This window comes from Nocardia sp. NPDC057440, from assembly GCF_042802915.1.
In the GTDB taxonomy this organism is placed as follows: domain Bacteria; phylum Actinomycetota; class Actinomycetes; order Mycobacteriales; family Mycobacteriaceae; genus Nocardia.
Window position 1 is genome coordinate 283,701 of record NZ_JBHVDF010000002.1, and the last position, 19,332, is coordinate 303,032.

Below are 19,332 nucleotides of genomic sequence, written 5' to 3' on the forward strand. Positions count from 1 at the left end.
CCGCTATTGCGCCGGGCCGAGCGAAGGCGAGGCAGCCGCCTAGCCGGCAGCCTGCTTGGTCCGCACCTCGACACCGCTGCCGAGTCCGCCGCCCGAGGATGCGTCGATGTCGGCGAGGATCGCACGGATCGGAATGCCGAGCGAGGCGGTGCCGCCGTACTGCGCCAGGCCGACGTTCGCGTCGTTGCAGTTCGGTGCGTCGGCCGCGTTGGACCCGCTGGTGATGCCGAGCGCGAGGGTGCCGGTGAAGATCGCGCCACCGCTGTCGCCGCCGAGGGTGCACGCGGAGCTGGCGAAGCCGCGCACGGTCTTGCTCACGCCCTCCGCGGTGAACAGCTGGGTCTCGACGCGATCAGCCACCACGAACCCACAGGTGAAGGTGGAAGACTGCCCCGACTTGCACACCGGTGCACCCGTCACGGGGGCGGCGGTGCCGGTGATGGTCAGTGTGGTGCCGTTGGAGCCGCGCACCGATGGCTGATCCATGCCCGCCTTGACCGCGCGCTCGTTCAGCTTGATGACCGAATAGTCCAGTGCGGTCGGCCCGCCGAGCTTCGCCTGCATGAAGGTGCCGACCTCGGGGCTGTTCGTAATGTCTTTGACGTTGGGCAGGTAGACACCTGCCTGCTGGTTGCCCTTGCCGAGATTCGGATCGCAGTGGCCCGCGCTGATGTTGAGCGCATTGCCCGCGGCGTCCACGCCGTTGAAGCCGAACGAGCACACATCGACGCTGCGCAGCTCGGCATCGTGCAGCGAGGTGGGGGCGCTGATGTAGGTGTCGCCGCCCATCGGGCGGCGCTCGATCGGACCGCCGCTGCCCGGCGACAGGATCACCTTCACGTTGGCGATGAGCGTCGGCAGATTCAGCACGTGGCCGGCCGGTGTGTTCGCGACGGTGAGGACGAGCTGGCTGTTGAGGAAGTCGACCGCGACGGAGTTGATCGTGGTGGACAGTTCACGCGGCAGGGTGTTGATCCACTGATTCAGTTGCATCAGCGAGTTCTCCAGCGCGTTCGCCGAGACCGGAGCGAGGTGGGTCTGGTAGCCGGCCGCCGAGGCGATCTTGGCGGCGTCCAGCGAGGTGACCGCGACGAACGGCCTGCCGTCGGTACCGATCCACGCGCCCGCGAAGGAATCGGGGCGTTCGGATCGGAAGTCACGCGCGTATTCGCTGAGCGCCTGGGCGCGGGCGGACCGTTCCAGATACTCCGCGGGTGTCATCTTCAGATCGCGCGAGATGGCCTGCGCCAATTCGGCGGGCAGGTTTTCGGCGGGCAGCTGCGTCGGGGCGGCCGATGCGGAGTTGATGCCGAGGAATGGAGCGAGGAAAACGGTCGCGGCGCATCCGACGGCTGCTGCCTTGACCGCGGCGCTGCGCGCCACCAACTTGCGCATGAAGTCCCTTCGTCGGCACGGGGCGTGCCAGCTACATCAGTGGGCCACAGGCTGAATCTGTTGGCGCACAGTCCTCGTCCAGCAACAGACCGATTGTCGGAGAATTTTCCGGCAACACCGGTCAGCGGATCACTTTAGGGCACAAACCGGGGTTGGGCTCTACTAAATCAGCGAGGACGTGTGATCTCCGAGGTGGGCCGCCGCTGCCATGGCGTCGGCAGCTCGATATGGAAGGGGCTCGTCGTCCGAGTCGGCCGCGAAGTGGTCGTTCGCCGGGCGGTCGTCGTCGGTGGCTCGGTGGTGGTTTCCGGTGGTTCGGTGGTCGTGGGGACCGGCGGCTCGGTCGTTTCCGGCTCGACCGTGCGGGTGATGACCACAGGCGGTTCCGTGGTCGGCGGGGGCGTCGTGATGGGCACGGTGGGGAACTCCACCGGTTGCGCCGGTGGCGTCGGGGTCACCGTCACCGGGTCGGACTTGGCGTCCCGCACCGTCGGCACCGGGGTTTTTCCGGTATCGCGGAACAGCACCGACACGCCGAAACCGCCGAGCACCAGCCCGATCACTACCGCCGCCGCGATCAGCAGCGGGGTGGTGCGGCCGGGCTGCGCGGTGGCCTTCGGCGCGGCGGGCGACTCCGGCACCGCTTCGGTCGGCAGTTGCGCGAGGATCGGGTCGGCGATCGGCATCGCCGCCGAGTAGGCCTGCATGTGTTGCGACCCGGGGGCAGGCACCGCGGGAATCACGTCGGTGACCACGGTCGAGTTCTCGGCGTCGCTCGGATCGGGCGGGGTGCTGCCCGCGGGTGTCGCCAGCACCGAGGCCAGCGCCGCGCGGGCGGCGTCGTAGGCCAACGCCGCCTCCGGGTCGCCGATATCGGTCCCGGGCAGGTCGCCCTCGCTGATCAGCACCACCGAGCGCAGGCCGAGATAGTCGAGCGAATCGCGCAAGGCCTGGACGTATAGCGGCGGCCAGCCGGCGGGATGGGTCGCATAGAACTCGGCAGGGCCGTTCAGATATTCGGCCGCCAGATTGATCAGGCAGAACAGCGCGGTCGCGACCAGATCCTCGGCCCGGTAGGCCTCGCCGTCGTCGACGGGGATACCGGCCGGATCGCCGACCCGGGAAACGAACTCGGTGATGGAGTGCGAGTGATCGGCAGGCGCCGGTCCGCCGAGGACGGTGTCGCCGTCGTCGGACATGTGCAGGATCGACTCACGGATGATGAATTGCGGTTCACCGGCGTCGGTGACAATCGCCGCGGTGCAATTGTTCTCCGCGATGCGCAGGCCGACGCCTGTGGCCATCCTCGTTACCTCGCTTCGGCTCAGTCCGCGACCCGTCACACCAGCAGCGAGCCGTGTCCCATGGCGCGGAGCATAGATAAAAGCTCCGAACGGGACCTGGCACCGATACGGCGCCGGATGCGGGCGACGTGATGCTCTACCGTCTTCGCGGAAATGTACAGGCGTGCGCCGATCTCCCGATAGGTCAAACCTAGCAGTACGAGTTCGGCGACTTCCCGTTCGCGTTCGCTGAGGATCGCCGTCGCCTTCGCCGCCGTTGCGGACGCGGCAGGCTCCCGACCGTTCAGCAGCGCGGCAGGCGCGTGCGCACGGACCATGGGTTCCTGCGGACGCGCATCGGAGCGAACCGCGCGAGCCAGCTTGAGCAGTGCGGTCGCGGTCGTGGAGTCGCCCGCGGCGAGCGCGGCCTCACTGGCGAGCCGGGCGGCGTCCCAGGTCAGGCCGATCTCGCTGAGTCCGGCGACGGCCGCCTGCACCTGCGCGACCGAGACCTGCCCGCGCAGCACGAGCACCCAGGTGCGGCCGGCGTCGGCGAGCACGGCGGCATGCCGGTCGCCGGCCTGGGCCGCGGTCTTGAGCATCCGAGCGTGCGGCAGCAGCTCTGCGGGACTCTCGTGGGCGATCGCGGCCTGCACGCCGTACCAGTGGAAGGCGTTCGCCCAGGCCGGCGGTTGATCCAGGTGTCGGAGCAAGGCGAGCGAGGCGTCCACCAGCGGCGCGATCCGGCGCTCGTCGCGCAGTCGGATGCCGGCCAGCCACAGCTCGCCGATCGGCAGCATGGTGAGCAGGTCGGCCTCCACGTCGTCGAACAGTGGACAGACAGCCCGCCAGGCCGTGGCGAGCGCGGCGTGATCGCCGCTGCGCCGTGCCAGGCCGACGGCGACGCCGTGGGCGAGCAGTTGGTCGCGGACATCGAGCGAACCCGGTTGCAACGTCGCGACTGTCGCCGCGGCCGCCTGCTCGTCGCCGCCGAGCATCGCGGCCCACGCTTGCAGCACCTGGAGTTGATGACAGCGCAGGCCGCTCGCGGTGGCCCTGCGCACGGCATCCCCTGCGCGGTCGGGTTCGCCGGTGCCCAGGCACAGCAGGGTCGCGATGGACACCGCGGTGCACGGCAGGAACCTGTCGACTCCCGAATCGGCCTGCGCCGCGTGGATGAGCGCGGAAACCGCTGCAGTGGTACCGGTTTCGTTCTCGACGATGGTCTGCGCGAGTGCCGTGGCGATCAGCCGGGCGTGCGCGTTGGTCTCGGTCGGTGGCCACTGTGTCGCCGAATGCGACAGCTCCGCCGCGGTGTGTATATCGCCAGCGAGGTAGAGGACAGTCGCGCCGACCGCCCAATCCGCGCCGATGCGATGGGATCCGAGCCAGGAGTACAACTGCGCCGCGCGCCCGACCAGACCGCGTCGGGTCAACACCGCCGCGCAAATCCGCACGGCCGCGGCGAGTTCCGGTGCACTGACACCCGAGCGGACCAGCACCGGCTCGGCAAGACGCATCGCTGTCTCGCCGTCGCCGATGCAGGCGGCCGCCTCGGCCCAGCGCACCGCGATGATGTCCGGGTCGGCGCCCGCCGCCGCGGCCGCGGCGTAATAGCGCACCGCCTCGCGGCCCGCCTTTGCCGCGGCGGCACACAGGAATTCGGCAAGTCGCTGGTCGCGCACGCCGGACTCGGCCAGTTGCAGCGCGGTGTGGTCGCGCATCAGGCCCGCGTCCAATCGTGCGGTCAGCAGCCTGCGCTGGACCGCGACGAATCGCCGATCGCCGAGCACTGTCCGCAGTGGTGTGACGGCGGGGCCGAGCAGCAGGTCGGCATCGGTCACCAGGGCGCTCGCCCTGGCTCTGTCGATGAGATCCTGGGCAGCGGCCGTGTCGACGCCGAGCACCTCGGCCAGCTCGGTCGCGTCGAGTCCGGTGCCGGTGGTTGCCACGACCATGGTTTCGAGCAGGTCCGGCCCCACGTTGTCCAGCATGGCGCGCGCCCAGCCCGCGACCGCCTCGTCGACGGCGCCGATACCGGCGTCCAGCCGCGCCGAACAGGCCGCGGTGAGTGCGGCGACCACGCCACTACGGATGCCCGCCGTCTGCTGGTGGATGTGCTGCGCCACCGGGCGCGGCACCGCCATGCCGAGCTCGCGGGCGAACGGCGCGATATCGCTCACGCCGAGTGCGCGGAGGTCGACGACCCGGCCGCGGCGCGCCACGGTGTCGGCGAGCTTGCGCAGGGCCGGGTCGTGCGGGCGTGGCTGGGCTGCGATCACCATTGTGTAGCGGCCCGATTCGACTGTTGCGCAGAGGTTTTCGAGCTCGGCATGACTCAGGGTCTGGGCGTTGTCGATGATCAGGGCCGGCCGCGCCCGCCCGGTTTCGGCGCGGGCCTGCGTGGTGTCGGCGGCGGGCACGATACGGGACGTGCGGCGCCCATTGCCTGCTGCGGCACCGAACGCGCTACGCGCGCCGACCATCGACTGGACGGCATCGCCGGAGCCGACCTCGCGCGCGGTCGTGGGCAGCGCGGGGTGATCGCGCAGTGCGATCCCGCGAGCCTGTAGCCGGGCGCGGATCACCGAGAGCAATGTGGATTTACCGGTGCCCGAGCGGCCTCGGATGAGATACACGACCGGCCGCTGATCGGCGGAATCCAGTTCGCGGAAGATCTCGCGGGCGCACGGCAGGGTATCGAACGCGATGTCAGCCACCTGAGCCTCCGACGATCTGGCCGGGCGCGCGCAGAATGCCGCCGACGCCGTCGACGACCCCATCGACGACCCCGTCGACCCCGTCGACGGTGTTGTTCAATGCGTCGGCCGGCGACTGCCTAGGCGGTTTGGGCGAGGGTGCCGGGGCAGGCGCTGGTGCGGGAGCCGGCGCTGGTGCGGGAGCCGGTGCTGGTGCCGGAGCGGGTGACTGTGGGGCTGGTTGGGATGCTCCCGGCGCAGCAGGCGCCGGGTTGACCGGTGCGGCCTGACCGGGCGCTTGTTCGCTCGCCACGGCCTGGTCAGGGGCGGGCGCGCTATTCACCGCGGCCACCGATGTCGCACCCGGGGATGCGGAGCCGGGGTGTCCCGCTTCGGGCTTCGGGTCGGCACCGGTCGGGTCTGCCACCGATGCGACAGCTCCGGTAACCGGTGCGCCGCCGGTTCCCGCGCCGGTGGCGGCCGCCGCGTCGGACGCGCCGGTAGTGGGCTGTTCGGTGGATACGGGACGGCTCGGCTCGGGTTGGGCACCGGTGCCGATCGCGACGGTGCCGGTAGCCAGCAGTCCGATGACGACCGCCGCGCCCGCGACGACGGCGGCCCGCTGCCTGCCGGTCAGGTTGCGGATACGCGAGCCGGGCAGCGCCCCCGCCTTCGGCGGCGATGTGTCCTGCCGCGTCACCGCGGGTAGTTCTTCGGTTTTCGCCGGGGCGTTCGCCACGACCGCCGCCGCGGCTGCGAGCGGCTCGCGATCGACGGTGGCGGCCAGCAGATCCGCGGCCAGTACGGCGGCGCCGCGAGCGCTGGTGTGTCCGGGCGCCGCCGCCGCGACGACCGGAAGGCCGAACTCGGTAGAGATCAGCTCGGCAACCAGTGGAATCGCGCCGCCGCCACCGGTGAGCAGCACACGGCCGATATCGCCGATGTCGAGTCCGGCGCGGTGCACCGCATCCCGGACCAGTTCGATCGCGCTCAACAGCGGTCCGCGCAGCAGGTCCTCCAGCTCGCCGCGCACCAGCCGGATGTTGTCGGTGCGCCGATCGATGGGATCCAAGCGCACCGGAACCACGGTAGCGGTGTTTATGGAAAGCTCTTCTTTCGCATTTCTGCAGCGGTCGCGCAATGCCGACAATTCACGCTCGACGACCGGGTCGAACGGATCGAATTCATTTCCGCGTAGCGCGTTAGCCAGGACGTAGCGCATGGTCAGCAGATCGAATTCCGCGCCTGCCACATCGGTGGTGCGCAGTGGTGTGCCGAGCAGGGCCGCCTGTTCGCCGGTGCGGACCACCGAGACGGTCAGCCCGGTGGCGCCGAGGTCGTAGACGACCACCGCGCCGTCGCCGAGCGGACCGTGTGCGGCTTCGAGCCAGCGCACCGCTGCGGTAGGTTCCGGAACCAGGGTCACCTCACGCAGGCCCGCTCGATCCAGCGCGGCGCGTTGCGTATCGACCGTGTGCCGCGACCACCACGCCGGATGGCACGCGACCGTGGCCGAGCCGTCTTGCGTTGCCGCTGTATCGATTTCGTCGATCAGGCAGCTGACGGCCGTGGCCATCAGGTCCGCGGCGGCATAGCTTGTGCCGTCCTCGGCCAGGATGCCGACCGGATCGCCGACCCGGTCGAGGAAGCCCTCGAGCACCACATCGCTGGAATGCCTGCCGGTGGCGCGGGCGTCCGTCCCGAAGGCGGGCGCGGTGTCCTCGGCTAGGCGCAGGACGCTGGGGTGGGTCACAACAGAGCCGCTACCCGCGGGTCCGTCAACCCTGTCGCTGATATCCCCGGTCGCCGCCACGGCGACCGAATTCGACGCTCCGACTGTGATGCCGAGCGCCAGACGCTCTGTCATTCGAGAACCCCGTTCGAAAAACTGTCTGGTCCGATGTCGCTGTTGGTTAGTCCGCCGCTGTGGAAAAGGGCTGCGTGGATCTTGTGGGTGGATCTTGTGGATCCGTCAGTTCTGTCGGTTGCTGGCGGTCCGCCGTTACTGAATCGGGGCAGGTTCGGGGAAATTCCCCTAGTGGTCTTCGGGTCCCTAATGGGTATCGACGGCGGACAGTAGGGGTTCGCCCCGTTCCGAAGTAACGCGTTGGGTCCATAGCGTGAAATGCATTCCAACGACCGCGGATCGCGAGGGTCCGCTCATCCAGGAGATGATTTCGATGACACCCAACGCGATTCTGGAGTTCATTCTCAACCTGCTACGCCACCACGACGCCGCGGTGGCCTACTGCGCCAACCCGGGCCAGGCGCTGGTCGCGGCCGGTCTGCCCGATGTGACGCCCGAGGACATCGCCGCCGTCGCCCCGATGGTCGCGGAATCGGCACTGGTCAGCGGTGGCTCGCAACTGCCGGCGATCGTCGCGGCCGGTTCGCAGGCGGCCGTGAACGCGGGCGCTGTCGCTGCGGTCACCGCCGGAGCGGGCGCCGCCGCCGACGCGGGCCTGAATCTCGGCGGCGGTCTGCAGAACGATATCGACCTCGGCCTGCAAGCCGGAACCGGAGTCGACCTCGATCTGACCTCTGGCCTGAACACCGCGATCGGCGCGGGCCTGCAGCTCGGCGCCGACATCGGCGCCGGGGTTTCCGCAGGTCTCGATGGCCTCGCGAATGCGGGCGCCGACCTGACGGCAGGCCTCGGCGGTGCACTCGACACCGACCTCGGCGCAGTCATCGGCGCCGGCGCGCAGGTCGTCGCCGACCTCGGCGCAGGGTTGTCCACCGGCCTGCAGGGCGCTATCGATGCCGGTGCTGGTCTCGGCGGGAATGTCGCGACCGATCTGAGCGGTGTACTGGACGCGGGCGCGCAGGCCGCGGCCGGGCTCGGCGCCACCCTCGGCGCCGGCGCGCAGCTGGGAACAGATGTGAGCGCTGGTGTCACCACCGGCCTCGGGGGCGTGCTCGATGCGGGTGCCCAGCTCGGGACGGGTTTGGAGGCGGGTTTGTCCACCGGTCTCGGCGGTGTGCTCGGCACGGGCGCGCAGGCAGGCGCTGATTTGGGGGCTGGTGCTTCGACCGGTCTTGATGGTGTTCTGGACGTGGGCGCAAATCTCGGGACCAGCGTTGGGGGTGCCGCGCAGGCAGGCGCTGATCTCGGTGCCGGTGTTTCGACCGGGTTGAACGGCGCGCTCAACGGAGGTGCGCAAGCGGTGACCGGTGTGGAGACGGCGCTCGACGGAGTCGTTGACGCCGGAGCCCAGGCGGGAGCCGATCTGGGTGCGGGTCTCACCGGTGTCCTCGATGCGGGAACGCAGCTGGGGACAGGTCTCGGTGGCACGATCGGCACCGGTGTACAGGCGGGGACCGGGCTGGAATCCAGTGTGTCCACCGCGCTCGATGCCGGTGCTGATCTGGGTGCGGGACTGACGACCGGCCTCGGCGGTGCGGTGGACATCGGCACCGGCTTGGAGACGGGCTTGTCCACTGGTGTCGGTGGCGTTGCGGACGCGGGGACACACCTGGGCACGGGCCTCGAGACAGGGCTCGGCGGCGCGATCGATAGTGGACTGTCGACGGGGATCGACACGGCAGGCGATCTCGGCGGCGGGCTGTCCACAGGTGTTGGTGCAACTGTGCATTCCGGGCTGGAAACGGCTGCGGGAGTCGGTGGTTCGGCGGGGACCGGAGCGCACGGTGCGGCAGACACCGGCGCGCACGGCGCGGTGGATCTCGGCGGCAGTGTCGGGTCGACCGCTTCCTCGACCGCGAATACCTGGTCGTCGCTGGATGTTTCGAGCGCCTTCGGCTCCGGCCTGGACAGTTCGGTCGACGCACACGACGCCAGCCTGTTCTCCGAAGCACATGCGGGTGCCGACGTCGCCGGAAGCGGCGTCGCGGACCCGCACGGCGATATGTTCCTGCACTGAGGGAGAGCGATAACGCGATGGGGACACCCGCACCACAGGCAACACCACCCGCGGTACCACTGCTTTCGGTACTCGGTGAAACCATCGCCGCGGCGCGCGCCTCGGGCCGCACCGACGTGGTCGGCCGCCTGGAAGTGGCGGCCGATCGGGTCCGTGATCCGCGGCGGCGCATCGTCATTGCCGGACAGCTCGATCAGGGCAAGAGCAGGTTCGTCAACGCACTGTTGAACCTCGATATCTGCCCGGTGGGCGATGATGCGACCACCGCGGTGACGACCGTGCTTTCGCACGGGCCCGAACCACGTGCCGAGCTGGTCGTCACAGGTCACGGTGGTGGGCAGGAGACGCGAATCCCGGTGCCGGTCGACGAGATCGGCACGATCACCGCTCGCGCACCGTTGGCCGAGGGACGCCGGATTCTCCGACTGGAGATTCAAGTGCCGAACCCGCTGCTCGCCGACGGCATCGTGCTGGTGGACACGCCCGGGGTCGGCGGGCACGGAAGTTCTTACGCGGCGAGTGTGCTCGGCATGGTGCCCGCCGCCGACGCGGTGCTCGTGCTCTCGGACGCCTCGACCGAGCTCACCGAGCCGGAGCTCGCCTTTGTGCGCCAGGTGCGCGAACTGTGCCCGACGGTCGCGCTCCTGCTCACCAAAACCGACCTGTATCCGCATTGGCGGCAGGTGCACGAGGCCGACCTTCGCCACCTGGAGTGGGCACGGCTCGACGTCCCGATGATCCCGGTCTCCGCGCTGCTGCGCAGCCACGCCATGCGGTTGCAGGATCAGCAGCTCGGCATCGAATCCGGCTTCGGCCTGCTCTACCAGTTCCTGCGTGAGCAGGTGGTCGCCCGTGATGTGGCCGCGACGCGCCTTGCGGTGGCGCGCGACATCCATTCCGCCGCAGAACATTTGGCGCTGGCCCTAGGCAGTGAACTGGTCGCGCTGCGCGATCCCGAGCAGGGCGCTGCGGCCGTGCGCGAATTGCAGTCGGCCAGGACCGCGGCCGAGGACCTGCACCGTCGCACGGCGGCATGGCAGCTGACACTCGCCGACGGAATCACCGACTTGGCGGGCGATGTCGATCACGATCTGCGTGATCGGTTGCGCACTATCGCCAGAACCGGTGAGGAGTGGATCGACGCCCACGATCCCGGCAGGCATTGGGGCCGGATCGCCGAATGGCTCACGGGCACCATCGATACCGCACTGGGCGACAACCTGCTGTGGACGCATGCCCGCGCGGTGCGACTCGCCGAGCAGGTCGCCGAACACTTCACCGAAATCGGGGCCGTCGACCTGCCCGACGTGCACCCCGTCCTCAACACCGACGAGAGCCGCGCCGGGTCGGGCACTCTCGCCGACCTGGAGCCCGACATCGGCCTCGGCAGCAAACTGCTCGTCGGAATGCGCGGCTCCTATGGCGGCGTGCTGATGGTCGGTCTGGCCAGCACCTTCGCCGGGCTTGCGTTGCTCAACCCGCTCTCGCTCGGCGCGGGTCTGCTGGTCGGCGGCAAGGCTTTCCGTGATGACAAGCAGGCCAGGATCGGGCGCAGGCGGAACGAGGCGAAGATCGCGGTCCGGCGGTTCGTCGACGATGTCGCCTTCCAGGCAGGCAAGGAATCCAAGGACCGGCTGCACGGTATCCATCGGGCCCTGCGCGACCACTACACCGGCGTCGCCGAGCGCAGCCTGCGCTCGATCGACGATTCGCTGCGCGCGGCGCAGGACGCGGCGACGATGGAATCCACGCGGCGCGCCGAGCGGTGCACGGTGCTCGAGCGGCAGCTGCGGGTGGTCGCGGAGCTGCGGCGCTATGCGGATGCCATGCAAACCGTGCGGGTGATCGAGCGCGCAGCGCCGTCGGAAGGGCAGGTCGGTACGGTGGGCCGATGAGAATCGATGCCCGGATGGCTCCCGGGATCGTCGCCGAGGCCCATCAGTTGGTCGGCGCGGCCCGTCAAGCGTTCGCCGGTGAACCGCGCCCGCGCGCGCTGCTCGCCGACTGCGCACGGCGACTGGATCAGCCTTTGCGTGTCGCGCTGGCGGGCTCGCTGAAAGCGGGCAAGTCGACGCTGCTCAATTCCCTTGTCGGACAGGACATCGCGCCGACCGATGCCACCGAGTGCACGCGGGTGGTCACCTGGTACCGGTATGGCTCGACACCGAGTGTGACCGCGCACGCACCCGATGGCGCCCGGGCGAATGTGGTGGTGCGACGCGGCAGTGGAGCCCACGGGCTGACCTTCGAGCTGGACCGATTGACCTGGGACGCGCCCGCGCCGCGGGAGGTCGACCATCTCGAGGTCGAATGGCCCTCGGCCGCGCTCGCGCACACCACGATCATCGATACGCCCGGCACTTCGTCGTTGTCGCGGGAGGTGTCGCAGCGCACCGCGCGGCTGCTCACTCCGGGCGAGGCCGGGGTGGACATCCCGGAGAACATCGCCATTCCCGGTGCGGATGCCGTGGTGTATCTCCTGCGCAGGCTCGATGCCGCCGATATTCGGTTCCTCGAGCAGATCGGAGCCGGCGCGGCGGGCGATTCGGGAGTGTCCGGCCCGCTCGGCGTTGTCGGCGTCGTCTCGCGGGCCGATGAGATCGGGGCGGGCCGGATCGATGCCTTGCATTCCGCTCGCGATGTCGCGGTGCGCTTCGCAGGCGAGTTGGAGCGAACCGGCTTGTGCCAGGCGGTGATTCCGGTCGCCGGACTGCTCGCGTTCGCCGCCGCGACGCTGCGTCAGCAGGAGTTCGCGGCGTTCGAGGCATTGGCGGGTGTTCCGGTCGACGAGTTGAGCGCCGCGCTGCTGTCGGCGGATCGTTTCGCGCGCGCCGATATCGCGCTTCCGGTGTCGCCAGAGCTGCGCGCGCAACTGGCCGAGCGGTTCGGCATGTTCGGAATCCGGATGGCTGTCACCCTGATTCGGCTCGGCGTCCGTGATTCGGCCACGCTGGCAGCGGAATTGACCAGCCGCAGTGGCGTCGATGAGTTGCGTTCGGTGCTCGACGTCCAATTCGGCCAGCGCGCCGACCAGCTCAAGGCGCATTCCGCCCTGACTGTTCTGGCTCGCGTACTCTCCGCTTACCCCGGCGCCGCCGCCGAACAGCTGCTGCCCCGAGTGCGTACCCTGCTCGCCGACGTGCACGGCTTCGCCGAGCTGCGTCTCCTCGGCCGCCTGCGCACCGACGAATTGACCCTTCCCGCAGATGATCTCGCCGAACTCCATCGACTGATCGGCGGATCCGGCGTCGCACCGCACCTGCGCCTCGGCCTACCGATCGACACTTCACCGGAGCAGCAGCACGCGCACGCTGTCGCGGCCGTCCGTAAATGGCGCGCCCGAGCCAAGCATCCACTCGCCGATCAGCTGACCATCACGGCCTGCCTCACCGTGGCCCGCAGCGCGGAGGGCATCCTCGACCTCCTGTCGAGCTGAACAGGTCACCGCGTTCTTCGGTGATCGCGCGCAGCGCCTCGGCCAGATCCGCGCCGGTCGGAGCGTGCTCGGGATCGATGAGATATTGGGCCGCGAGGCCGGTCAGTAGCGCTGGTAGAGCGCTCCGATCGCGCGCCCCTGCTCTTCGTCTCATCGATGCCTTCGAAGACGCGGGCGAGTCCTCGTCGCGCCTCGCCGTCAAGGACTACACAACGCCGTAATGCCGATGGCCGGTGCGTGATCGGGCTCACAGGAACTATCCATGTCGCGCGGTCACAGCCGCCGCGAATCCGGTGTCGAAACAGAGTGAAGGCAAGACAATCGGAAGGAAACAGTCATCATGGCTACTGTCGTCACACTGAACCCGCAGGTCCTCGGCCAGGCGGAGAACGCACACCGCGCGATGCTCGACGAAATTCTGCGCGGCCCCGGCATGACCTACCACCAGTGGGTCGGCCTCACGGTTGCCGCCACGGCAGGTGAGCAGGTTCCGCTCGAGCAGCTCATCGGTCGGCTGACCGGCGCTTTGAAGACCGATAACGGCACGGTCCGAACCACCCTCGCCGAACTGACCGTCGACGGTCTGATCGACCAGGACTCGACGACCGTTCGTGTCACCGATCTCGGTCGCATCCGCTTCGCCACGATCCGCTCGGATATCGAGGCCGCGATGCAACAGGCCTACGCCGACATCCCGGCCGCGGATCTGGACACCGCGGGCCGGGTCCTGGCCCAGGTCACCGCCCAGTTGAACGCGGTGCTCGCGGCCGCGTGAGGATCCATGACCACGGCGGGTGGGGTGTAGCCGCCCTCGCCCGCCGTGGTGGCCGCGGGTCCGACCGTTTTGTAGTGGGTCCTGCCTCGGCTAGTTGGTCCCGTTGAACGATGGCAGGAGAACCACGGGGTGACAGGTGAGCTGTGGATGATCTCGCCGGCCTGGGGTGCGAACTCCTGATGGCTGTTCTCTGTACGACCGGGTGGCGGCGGTGTAGAAGTGGAAGAGTCGTGCCCGTCCCGGTCCGCAACCGAAGGTCGTGACTTGATGACCGACAGCGTCGAGGATTCATTCGCCCAGGTGCGGCTGGCCGCGGGCGGTCTGTTCGTGCGCGGCGAGGAGGTGTTGCTCGTGCACACCACCTACGGCGGTGGCTGGGAGATTCCGGGCGGCTATGTCGAGTCCGGCGAATCACCCGCTGCCGCGTGCCGCCGTGAGATTCTCGAAGAACTCGGCATCGACCGCCCGCCCCAGCGACTCCTGGTGCACGACTGGGCGCCGAGTGCCGACGACGGCGACAAGATTCTCTATATCTTCGACTGCGGCGTCCTCGGCGACGAGAAGGGGGTCCAGCTGCAGCAGGGCGAGCTCGACCGCTGGCAATGGGTTCGCGTGGACACCCTCGACAACTTCGTCGTGCCCCGGCTGGCGCGCCGGCTGTGGCACGCGTTCCGCGCCCGCATGGAGGACCGCCCGCTCTACCTCGAACACGGCCGAACAGCGTTGGCGTATCCCAGCGCCGACGCCGCGCCCGCGTCCTGGCTCGACCGCCAGGCCGACCGCGACCGCCACCTCGGCTGAGCGAGTCACCGAGTCGACTCGGTTGAGCCGCGTTAGCTCGAGTCGGCTCGGTGGGGCCGGCCCAGGCCGTGTCCTGCAAGTCATCGCGGTCATAGGATGAGGCGACGATGGTGAGTTCGGCCTGGTAGTACCGGAGTGAACTCCCGCTACGGCCCCAACACCGCTAGCCGCGATAGATCTCGACGTAAGCGTTGGTGGTCACGGCGATGACGCCGGGACCCATACCCGTGCAGCCTGTGGTGATGCGCTGGCCTGCCGGTGTGAAGGGGTAGCTGAGTACAGGATAGGAACCGACGCCGTACAGGGGGAACGGCCCGCTGGCATAGAGGCCGAAGCAGTCGACGTGCAAGACGTAGTTGCTACCCCCGTCGGGTTGGCACGTCGCCGACGCACCGGAAAGATCTCGCTCGACGATGCAATCCTGCGGCGCCGCTTGGGCGGCGCCCGAGCCGATAATCGCTACAGCGGCCAGACCCGAAAAGCCGGCGGTCGCGACTCGTGCGGCGGCAACAATTGTCTTCTTCATGGGAACTCCTCCGGTGTCAGGTGATCTTCGGGTGGGAGCCGCTGAATGTTACGTTCCGTACAGCATGGTGTTGGCGGCATTCGGTGCTGTCGCGAAGGGCATTGCCCTGGTGAGCGCGTGGACAGCGTCCATACCGAAGATCGCGCGGGCTCGGCTGAGCTACGTTCGGTCGAGTGAACTCGGTTCGGGCGTGTCAACCGAGTCGACTCGGCCGACCTGTCTGTCGGCGCCGATCATTCGGCGCGGGCCGAGTAATCGGGTCAGGGCGCGATAGCGGTACTGCTCGGGTCGATCAGGATTTTGGCGTGCTGTTCGGGGTTGCCGAGCGCGGTGAAGGCATGGTCGATGCCGTCGAGGCCGACGGTGCCGGTGATCAAGGGCGCGGGGTCGACCTTGCCGTCGGCGAGCATGTGCAGAGTGTCGCGGAATTCGCCGGGGTCGTAGCCGAGGGCGAAACGAAGTTCGATCTCCTTGTTGATGGCCATGGCGGGCTGAAATCGGTCGGTCTCCATACAGACACCGACAACGACTACGCGGGAAAGCGGCGGTGCCGCGGTGAGGATCTGGTCGATGATGCCGGGGACCCCGACACATTCGAAAATGACCGGACCCGAAGGTCCCGCGTTCAACGTGTGTGCGAGGCGAAAGACGTACCACCACGGCGCATTCGGGATGCGACGCAGCTTTTCCATGGTGTCGAAGCCGAGGCTGAGAATGTCGGTGACACCATTGATGCGCCCCTTGGCCGGAGCGGCGGACCACGGAGATTCGGATGCCGGGTCGACCACCACGTCCGCGCCGCACACGGCGGCGAGTTCCCTGCGGCGCGGCGAGAAGTCGCTGGCGATCACGGTGCGCACGCCCGCCGCTTTGAGCATGCTGATGACGGCGAGACCGATAGGCCCACAACCGATCACGAAGGCATTCTGGTTTTTGCCGACGCGGCCTTTGCGAACCGCGTGCCATGCCACGGCCATCGGCTCGGTGAGCGCGGCATGCTCGGCCGAAAGTCCGTTCGGGACAGGCAAAGTCATCGACTCCTGGACTACTACCTGTTCGGCGTATCCGCCGGGTGCCGCCGTCGACAGGCCGACAAGATGCGGGTGTTTGTCGTGGCGCACGATCGGTAATGCGACAACCCGGGTTCCGGTCGACCAGCGTTTGCGACAGCCCGGCCCGTAATCGACTATCTCTCCGCTGAATTCGTGTCCCAGCACCACACTCTGATCGGCGCGCATGAAGTGGTCGTAGCCGGTGGCGACGGCGAGATCGGCCATTTCGTCGGCGTGCGTGCGCGCATGCAGGTCCGAACCGCAGATGCCGCAGCGGGAGACGTTGATCAACACCTGTCCCGGCCCCGGCGTCGGCGTCGGTAGGTCCGCGACGGTGAACTTGCTCTCGGTGCAGACGGCTGCCCTCATGGCGAACTCCTCGAATCGGCGGCGCGCGGCAGGGCTGCCGACGCCTGGGTCGGCCCTCGGTGCGGTTTCACGTTACTGCTATTCGGCTCACTCGTGAGGAGTACGACGAACAGCCGGCCGGGGGCCGACCGCCGATCCGGTACTCCCGCCGCGCTGCGGTTATCCGCATCCTCGATGGCCGGTAGGTGCCGCGCCCCGAGGGTTGTGGTGTCGCGCTCGATGCCGCCGAACGGCGGTTCGAGCCTCTCACTGTCGGCCGCGCAGGAGCGGCACCACTTCCTCCCGGAGGTAGACGTCGATCTCCCGCCCGGCTCGCCGCGCCTCGAGCACCGTGACGCCGCGCTGCTGCGCCCGCTGTTTCAGCAATGCACGCGATTCCCGCTGCACACCGCCGCCGATCAACAGCGTGGTGACCTCACGCGCATCCAGCAGGGTGACGGCTTCGTCGTCCGCGATCACGCCGTGAGCGGTGAAACCGAGCGATCGAAGCTGTTCGGTGGCAGTGTCCACGGTGCGGCGGCTACGGCCGATGATCAGGATGTCGAGGCCGGTCACACCGTCTGCAGGGCTTCCTCTTCGGCGCTGCGGCGGTCGTAAGCGTCGCGGGCGGAGGCGATTTCGTTCTGGTGTCCCTCCGTCCAGACGACCAGTGCCTTGATGGTGGCGTGCAGGCTGACGCCCAACGGGGTCAGGGCGTAGTCCACCCGTGGCGGGACCGTCGGATAGACCGTCCGCTCGACGAGTCCGTCGCGTTCCAGATGTCGCAGCGTGCGGGTGAGCATGCGCTGGCTGACGCCGTCGATCTTGCGCTTCAGTTCGGTGAAACGCAGGCTGCGCTGGTCGAGCAGGGCGATCACCAGCAGCGACCATTTGTCGGCAACGCGGTCGAGGATCTGCCTGACCTCACAGTCGACGCGAGTGTCCCACTGGAGAACGTCGTAGTCCTCGTCGGTATCCCCGCAGTAACCGGGTGACTTCAAAGTGCCGTCTTCCATGGTTACCGATTCTGCCGAAGACTCATGGTCGGTATCAAGAGGGAACCGACCTCACTATCGGTAACCGTGTCTGTTGGGAGTCGTTCGATGTTGGAATCGAGACCCGCCGAGGTCTTCACCGAGATGTCCGGCCGTGCCTGGGCGGTGCTCGCGGTGCTGTGCGGCGCGATCTTCTTGGAGGGCATCGACGTGGCGATGCTCAATGTGGCGTTGCCGTCGATCCGGTCCGATCTCGGCCTGTCCACCGGGATGCTGAGCGGGGTCGTCTCCGCCTACGTCCTCGGTTACGGCGGGTTCATGCTGCTCGGCGGCCGTGCCGCCGATCTGCTCGGGCGGCGGCGCATGTTCCTGCTCTGGCTGACGGTGTTCCTGCTGTTCTCCGGACTCGGCGGCTTCGCGACCGAGGGCTGGATGCTGCTGACGGCACGCTTCGTGACGGGAGTGGCCGCCGCTTTCATGGCGCCTGCCGGACTGTCGCTGATCACCACCAACTTCGCCGAGGGGCCTGTGCGGAACAAGGCGCTGCTGGTGTACGCGGGTATCGCGGCGGGCGGCTTCTCGCTGGGCATGGTCGTCGGCGGGCTGCTCACCGCGCTCGGCTGGCGCTGGGTGTTCTTCGCTCCGGTCGTGCTGTCCGCGCTGATCCTGGCGGCGGCGATTGTGCTGGTGCGGGATTCCGGTGTGCCGCGACGGGTTCGGGGCGGATTCGATCTGCTCGGCGCCTTCAGCGTCACCGGCGCGATGCTGTTGCTCGTCTACGGTGTGGTCCGGCTGGAGCATCCCGGTGACGGCCCGGCGCTGACCGCCGCGGTGTTCGCGGCAGGGCTGCTGTCGCTCGCGCTGTTCGTGGTCAACGAGCGTCGCACCGCGAACCCGCTGGTTCGGCTCGGCATCCTGCGTTCGGGAGCCCTGGTGCGCACCAATGTGGTCGCGCTGCTGTTCGTCGGTTCCTTCGCGGGTTTCCAGTTCCTCGCCACGCTGTACTTCCAGGAACTGCGCGGCTGGTCGACGGTGCAGACCGGTCTCGCCATGGCGGTGATCGGCGTCGACGCGGTGCTCGCGCCGGTGCTGACGCCACGCCTGGTGGACCGATTCGGCAATGCGCGAGTGGTTTTCGGCGGTGTCGTGCTCGCCGCGATCGCCTACGCCTTGTTCCTGCCGACCGATATCGATCGGGCCTACGCGGCCATGTTCCCGGCCATGCTGCTGCTCGGCGTTGCCTTCGCCCTCGTCTACGGTCCGCTCACCATCGCCGGCACCGACGGCATCGCGGAGGAGGATCAGGGCCTGGCAAGTGGCCTGCTGTACACCGCATTCCAGTTCGGTTTCGCGCTCGGCATCTCGGCGGTGACGGCGGTCGAGGTCGCGGCTGTCACGGCGGGTCAGTCCGGAATCGAGGCGGTGCGAACGGCATTGATCGTGCCGGTGGTCGCCGCGGCCGTCGCCGGGCTGGTCGCCGCATTCGGTCTGCGTCGTAGCGCCGCCGCCGAACCGGCCACGGATTCCACGTCAACCCAACTCGCACAGGTCTGAAGGGAGCTTTCGAAATGACCACCTCGGTGAAGTCTTTCCACGAAATCCGCGACGAGTTCGAGGCCTACATCGGCGACATCGTCTACGCCACCATGGTCACCGTCGACAGCAAGGGCCGCCCGCGCTCGAGGGTTCTGATCCCCGTGTGGGAGATCGTCGACGGGAACCCCGTCGGCTGGCTGGCCACCTACCGGACGCCGGTCAAGGAGGCGCACTTGGCCGCCAACCCGCACACGACCTTCGCGTACTGGACCAGGAAGCAGAATCAGGTACACGCCGATGTGCTGGCCGACTGGGTGCCGCTCGACGACCTCGCGACCAGGCAGCACGTCTGGGACCTGTACGAGCAAACCAGCCCGAAAGGCGCAGGCTATCCGCTCGGCAATTTCTGGCAGGGCATCGATGACCCGAAGCTGCACATCCTTCGGCTGTCGCCGTGGCGGATCCAGGTCGTCCGCGGCCGTGACCTGCGCAGCACGATGTGGAAGGCGGCAGCCGAAACCCGTTGAGCGGCACGCGCGATGCCCGACGTTCTCCCGTGAATCAAGGAGGACGCCGGGCATCAGTGCGTCTGAGTCAGCACC

Annotated in this window: 15 protein-coding genes; 7 read left to right on the top strand and 8 right to left on the bottom strand. The window is 68.5% G+C overall.

Annotated elements, in window-relative coordinates:
* Window positions 1–39: 39 nt before the first annotated feature.
* The 4 genes from ACFU4Z_RS04370 to ACFU4Z_RS04385 all read right to left on the bottom strand — a co-directional run bounded on the left by ACFU4Z_RS04370 (window position 40) and on the right by ACFU4Z_RS04385 (window position 7,244).
* Entirely contained in the window at window positions 40–1,395 is a 1,356-nt protein-coding gene (locus tag ACFU4Z_RS04370; RefSeq protein WP_379059652.1) for a S1 family peptidase, read from the bottom strand.
* Window positions 1,396–1,562: 167 nt separating this feature from the next.
* Window positions 1,563–2,699: a hypothetical protein gene (locus ACFU4Z_RS04375; protein ID WP_379059654.1), complete on the bottom strand. Its 1,137-nt coding sequence runs from the start codon at window positions 2,697–2,699 to the stop codon at window positions 1,563–1,565.
* Between the two features lie 35 nt (window positions 2,700–2,734).
* Window positions 2,735–5,398 (bottom strand): LuxR C-terminal-related transcriptional regulator, encoded by a 2,664-nt coding sequence (locus ACFU4Z_RS04380; RefSeq protein ID WP_379059655.1) that lies wholly within the window; start codon window positions 5,396–5,398, stop codon window positions 2,735–2,737.
* Window positions 5,391–7,244 carry an Hsp70 family protein gene (locus ACFU4Z_RS04385; RefSeq protein ID WP_379059657.1) on the bottom strand — a complete coding sequence of 618 codons (1,854 nt, stop codon included), beginning with the start codon at window positions 7,242–7,244 and terminating at the stop codon, window positions 5,391–5,393. Before ACFU4Z_RS04385 ends, ACFU4Z_RS04380 begins: the two co-directional genes overlap by 8 nt.
* 313 nt (window positions 7,245–7,557) lie before the next feature.
* Between ACFU4Z_RS04385 and ACFU4Z_RS04390 the strand changes: the two genes are divergently transcribed.
* From ACFU4Z_RS04390 to ACFU4Z_RS04410, 5 genes are all read left to right on the top strand, one after another.
* On the top strand, window positions 7,558–9,261 hold the full coding sequence (locus ACFU4Z_RS04390; RefSeq protein ID WP_379059659.1) for an IniB N-terminal domain-containing protein: 1,704 nt from the start codon (window positions 7,558–7,560) through the stop codon (window positions 9,259–9,261).
* A 17-nt stretch (window positions 9,262–9,278) separates the two neighbouring features.
* Entirely contained in the window at window positions 9,279–11,156 is a 1,878-nt protein-coding gene (locus ACFU4Z_RS04395; RefSeq protein ID WP_379059661.1) for a dynamin family protein, read from the top strand.
* A gap of 14 nt (window positions 11,157–11,170) precedes the next feature.
* A complete protein-coding gene (locus tag ACFU4Z_RS04400; protein ID WP_379060336.1) occupies window positions 11,171–12,697 on the top strand; it encodes a dynamin family protein in 1,527 nt (508 codons plus the stop codon).
* Between the two features lie 340 nt (window positions 12,698–13,037).
* Window positions 13,038–13,472 carry a hypothetical protein gene (locus ACFU4Z_RS04405; protein ID WP_379059663.1) on the top strand — a complete coding sequence of 145 codons (435 nt, stop codon included), beginning with the start codon at window positions 13,038–13,040 and terminating at the stop codon, window positions 13,470–13,472.
* 267 nt (window positions 13,473–13,739) lie between these two features.
* On the top strand, window positions 13,740–14,273 hold the full coding sequence (locus ACFU4Z_RS04410) for an NUDIX domain-containing protein (protein WP_379059665.1): 534 nt from the start codon (window positions 13,740–13,742) through the stop codon (window positions 14,271–14,273).
* Window positions 14,274–14,436: 163 nt separating this feature from the next.
* Here the strand turns inward: ACFU4Z_RS04410 and ACFU4Z_RS04415 are convergent, their stop codons facing one another.
* The 4 genes from ACFU4Z_RS04415 to ACFU4Z_RS04430 form a co-directional block, all read right to left on the bottom strand.
* On the bottom strand, window positions 14,437–14,799 hold the full coding sequence (locus ACFU4Z_RS04415; RefSeq protein ID WP_379059667.1) for a hypothetical protein: 363 nt from the start codon (window positions 14,797–14,799) through the stop codon (window positions 14,437–14,439).
* A 260-nt stretch (window positions 14,800–15,059) separates the two neighbouring features.
* Window positions 15,060–16,220: a zinc-binding dehydrogenase gene (locus ACFU4Z_RS04420; RefSeq protein ID WP_379059669.1), complete on the bottom strand. Its 1,161-nt coding sequence runs from the start codon at window positions 16,218–16,220 to the stop codon at window positions 15,060–15,062.
* 246 nt (window positions 16,221–16,466) lie between these two features.
* Window positions 16,467–16,775: a hypothetical protein gene (locus ACFU4Z_RS04425; protein WP_379059671.1), complete on the bottom strand. Its 309-nt coding sequence runs from the start codon at window positions 16,773–16,775 to the stop codon at window positions 16,467–16,469.
* Window positions 16,772–17,215, bottom strand: a complete 444-nt coding sequence (locus tag ACFU4Z_RS04430) for a winged helix-turn-helix transcriptional regulator (RefSeq protein WP_379059673.1) — start codon at window positions 17,213–17,215, stop codon at window positions 16,772–16,774. Before ACFU4Z_RS04430 ends, ACFU4Z_RS04425 begins: the two co-directional genes overlap by 4 nt.
* An 87-nt stretch (window positions 17,216–17,302) precedes the next feature.
* Between ACFU4Z_RS04430 and ACFU4Z_RS04435 the strand changes: the two genes are divergently transcribed.
* Window positions 17,303–18,748: an MFS transporter gene (locus ACFU4Z_RS04435; RefSeq protein WP_379059675.1), complete on the top strand. Its 1,446-nt coding sequence runs from the start codon at window positions 17,303–17,305 to the stop codon at window positions 18,746–18,748.
* Between the two features lie 14 nt (window positions 18,749–18,762).
* Window positions 18,763–19,257 carry a pyridoxamine 5'-phosphate oxidase family protein gene (locus ACFU4Z_RS04440; RefSeq protein WP_379059677.1) on the top strand — a complete coding sequence of 165 codons (495 nt, stop codon included), beginning with the start codon at window positions 18,763–18,765 and terminating at the stop codon, window positions 19,255–19,257.
* Window positions 19,258–19,332 lie beyond the last annotated feature (75 nt).

Coding starts and splice junctions, on each gene's coding strand:
- ACFU4Z_RS04415 (WP_379059667.1), bottom strand. CDS start 14,799: ATGAAGAAGACAATTGTTGCCGCCGCACGAGTCGCGACCGCCGGCTTT.
- ACFU4Z_RS04440 (WP_379059677.1), top strand. CDS start 18,763: ATGACCACCTCGGTGAAGTCTTTCCACGAAATCCGCGACGAGTTCGAG.
- ACFU4Z_RS04375 (WP_379059654.1), bottom strand. CDS start 2,699: ATGGCCACAGGCGTCGGCCTGCGCATCGCGGAGAACAATTGCACCGCG.
- ACFU4Z_RS04405 (WP_379059663.1), top strand. CDS start 13,038: ATGGCTACTGTCGTCACACTGAACCCGCAGGTCCTCGGCCAGGCGGAG.
- ACFU4Z_RS04435 (WP_379059675.1), top strand. CDS start 17,303: ATGTTGGAATCGAGACCCGCCGAGGTCTTCACCGAGATGTCCGGCCGT.
- ACFU4Z_RS04430 (WP_379059673.1), bottom strand. CDS start 17,215: ATGGAAGACGGCACTTTGAAGTCACCCGGTTACTGCGGGGATACCGAC.
- ACFU4Z_RS04410 (WP_379059665.1), top strand. CDS start 13,740: ATGACCGACAGCGTCGAGGATTCATTCGCCCAGGTGCGGCTGGCCGCG.
- ACFU4Z_RS04420 (WP_379059669.1), bottom strand. CDS start 16,220: ATGAGGGCAGCCGTCTGCACCGAGAGCAAGTTCACCGTCGCGGACCTA.
- ACFU4Z_RS04385 (WP_379059657.1), bottom strand. CDS start 7,244: ATGACAGAGCGTCTGGCGCTCGGCATCACAGTCGGAGCGTCGAATTCG.
- ACFU4Z_RS04395 (WP_379059661.1), top strand. CDS start 9,279: ATGGGGACACCCGCACCACAGGCAACACCACCCGCGGTACCACTGCTT.
- ACFU4Z_RS04370 (WP_379059652.1), bottom strand. CDS start 1,395: ATGCGCAAGTTGGTGGCGCGCAGCGCCGCGGTCAAGGCAGCAGCCGTC.
- ACFU4Z_RS04390 (WP_379059659.1), top strand. CDS start 7,558: ATGACACCCAACGCGATTCTGGAGTTCATTCTCAACCTGCTACGCCAC.
- ACFU4Z_RS04400 (WP_379060336.1), top strand. CDS start 11,171: ATGGCTCCCGGGATCGTCGCCGAGGCCCATCAGTTGGTCGGCGCGGCC.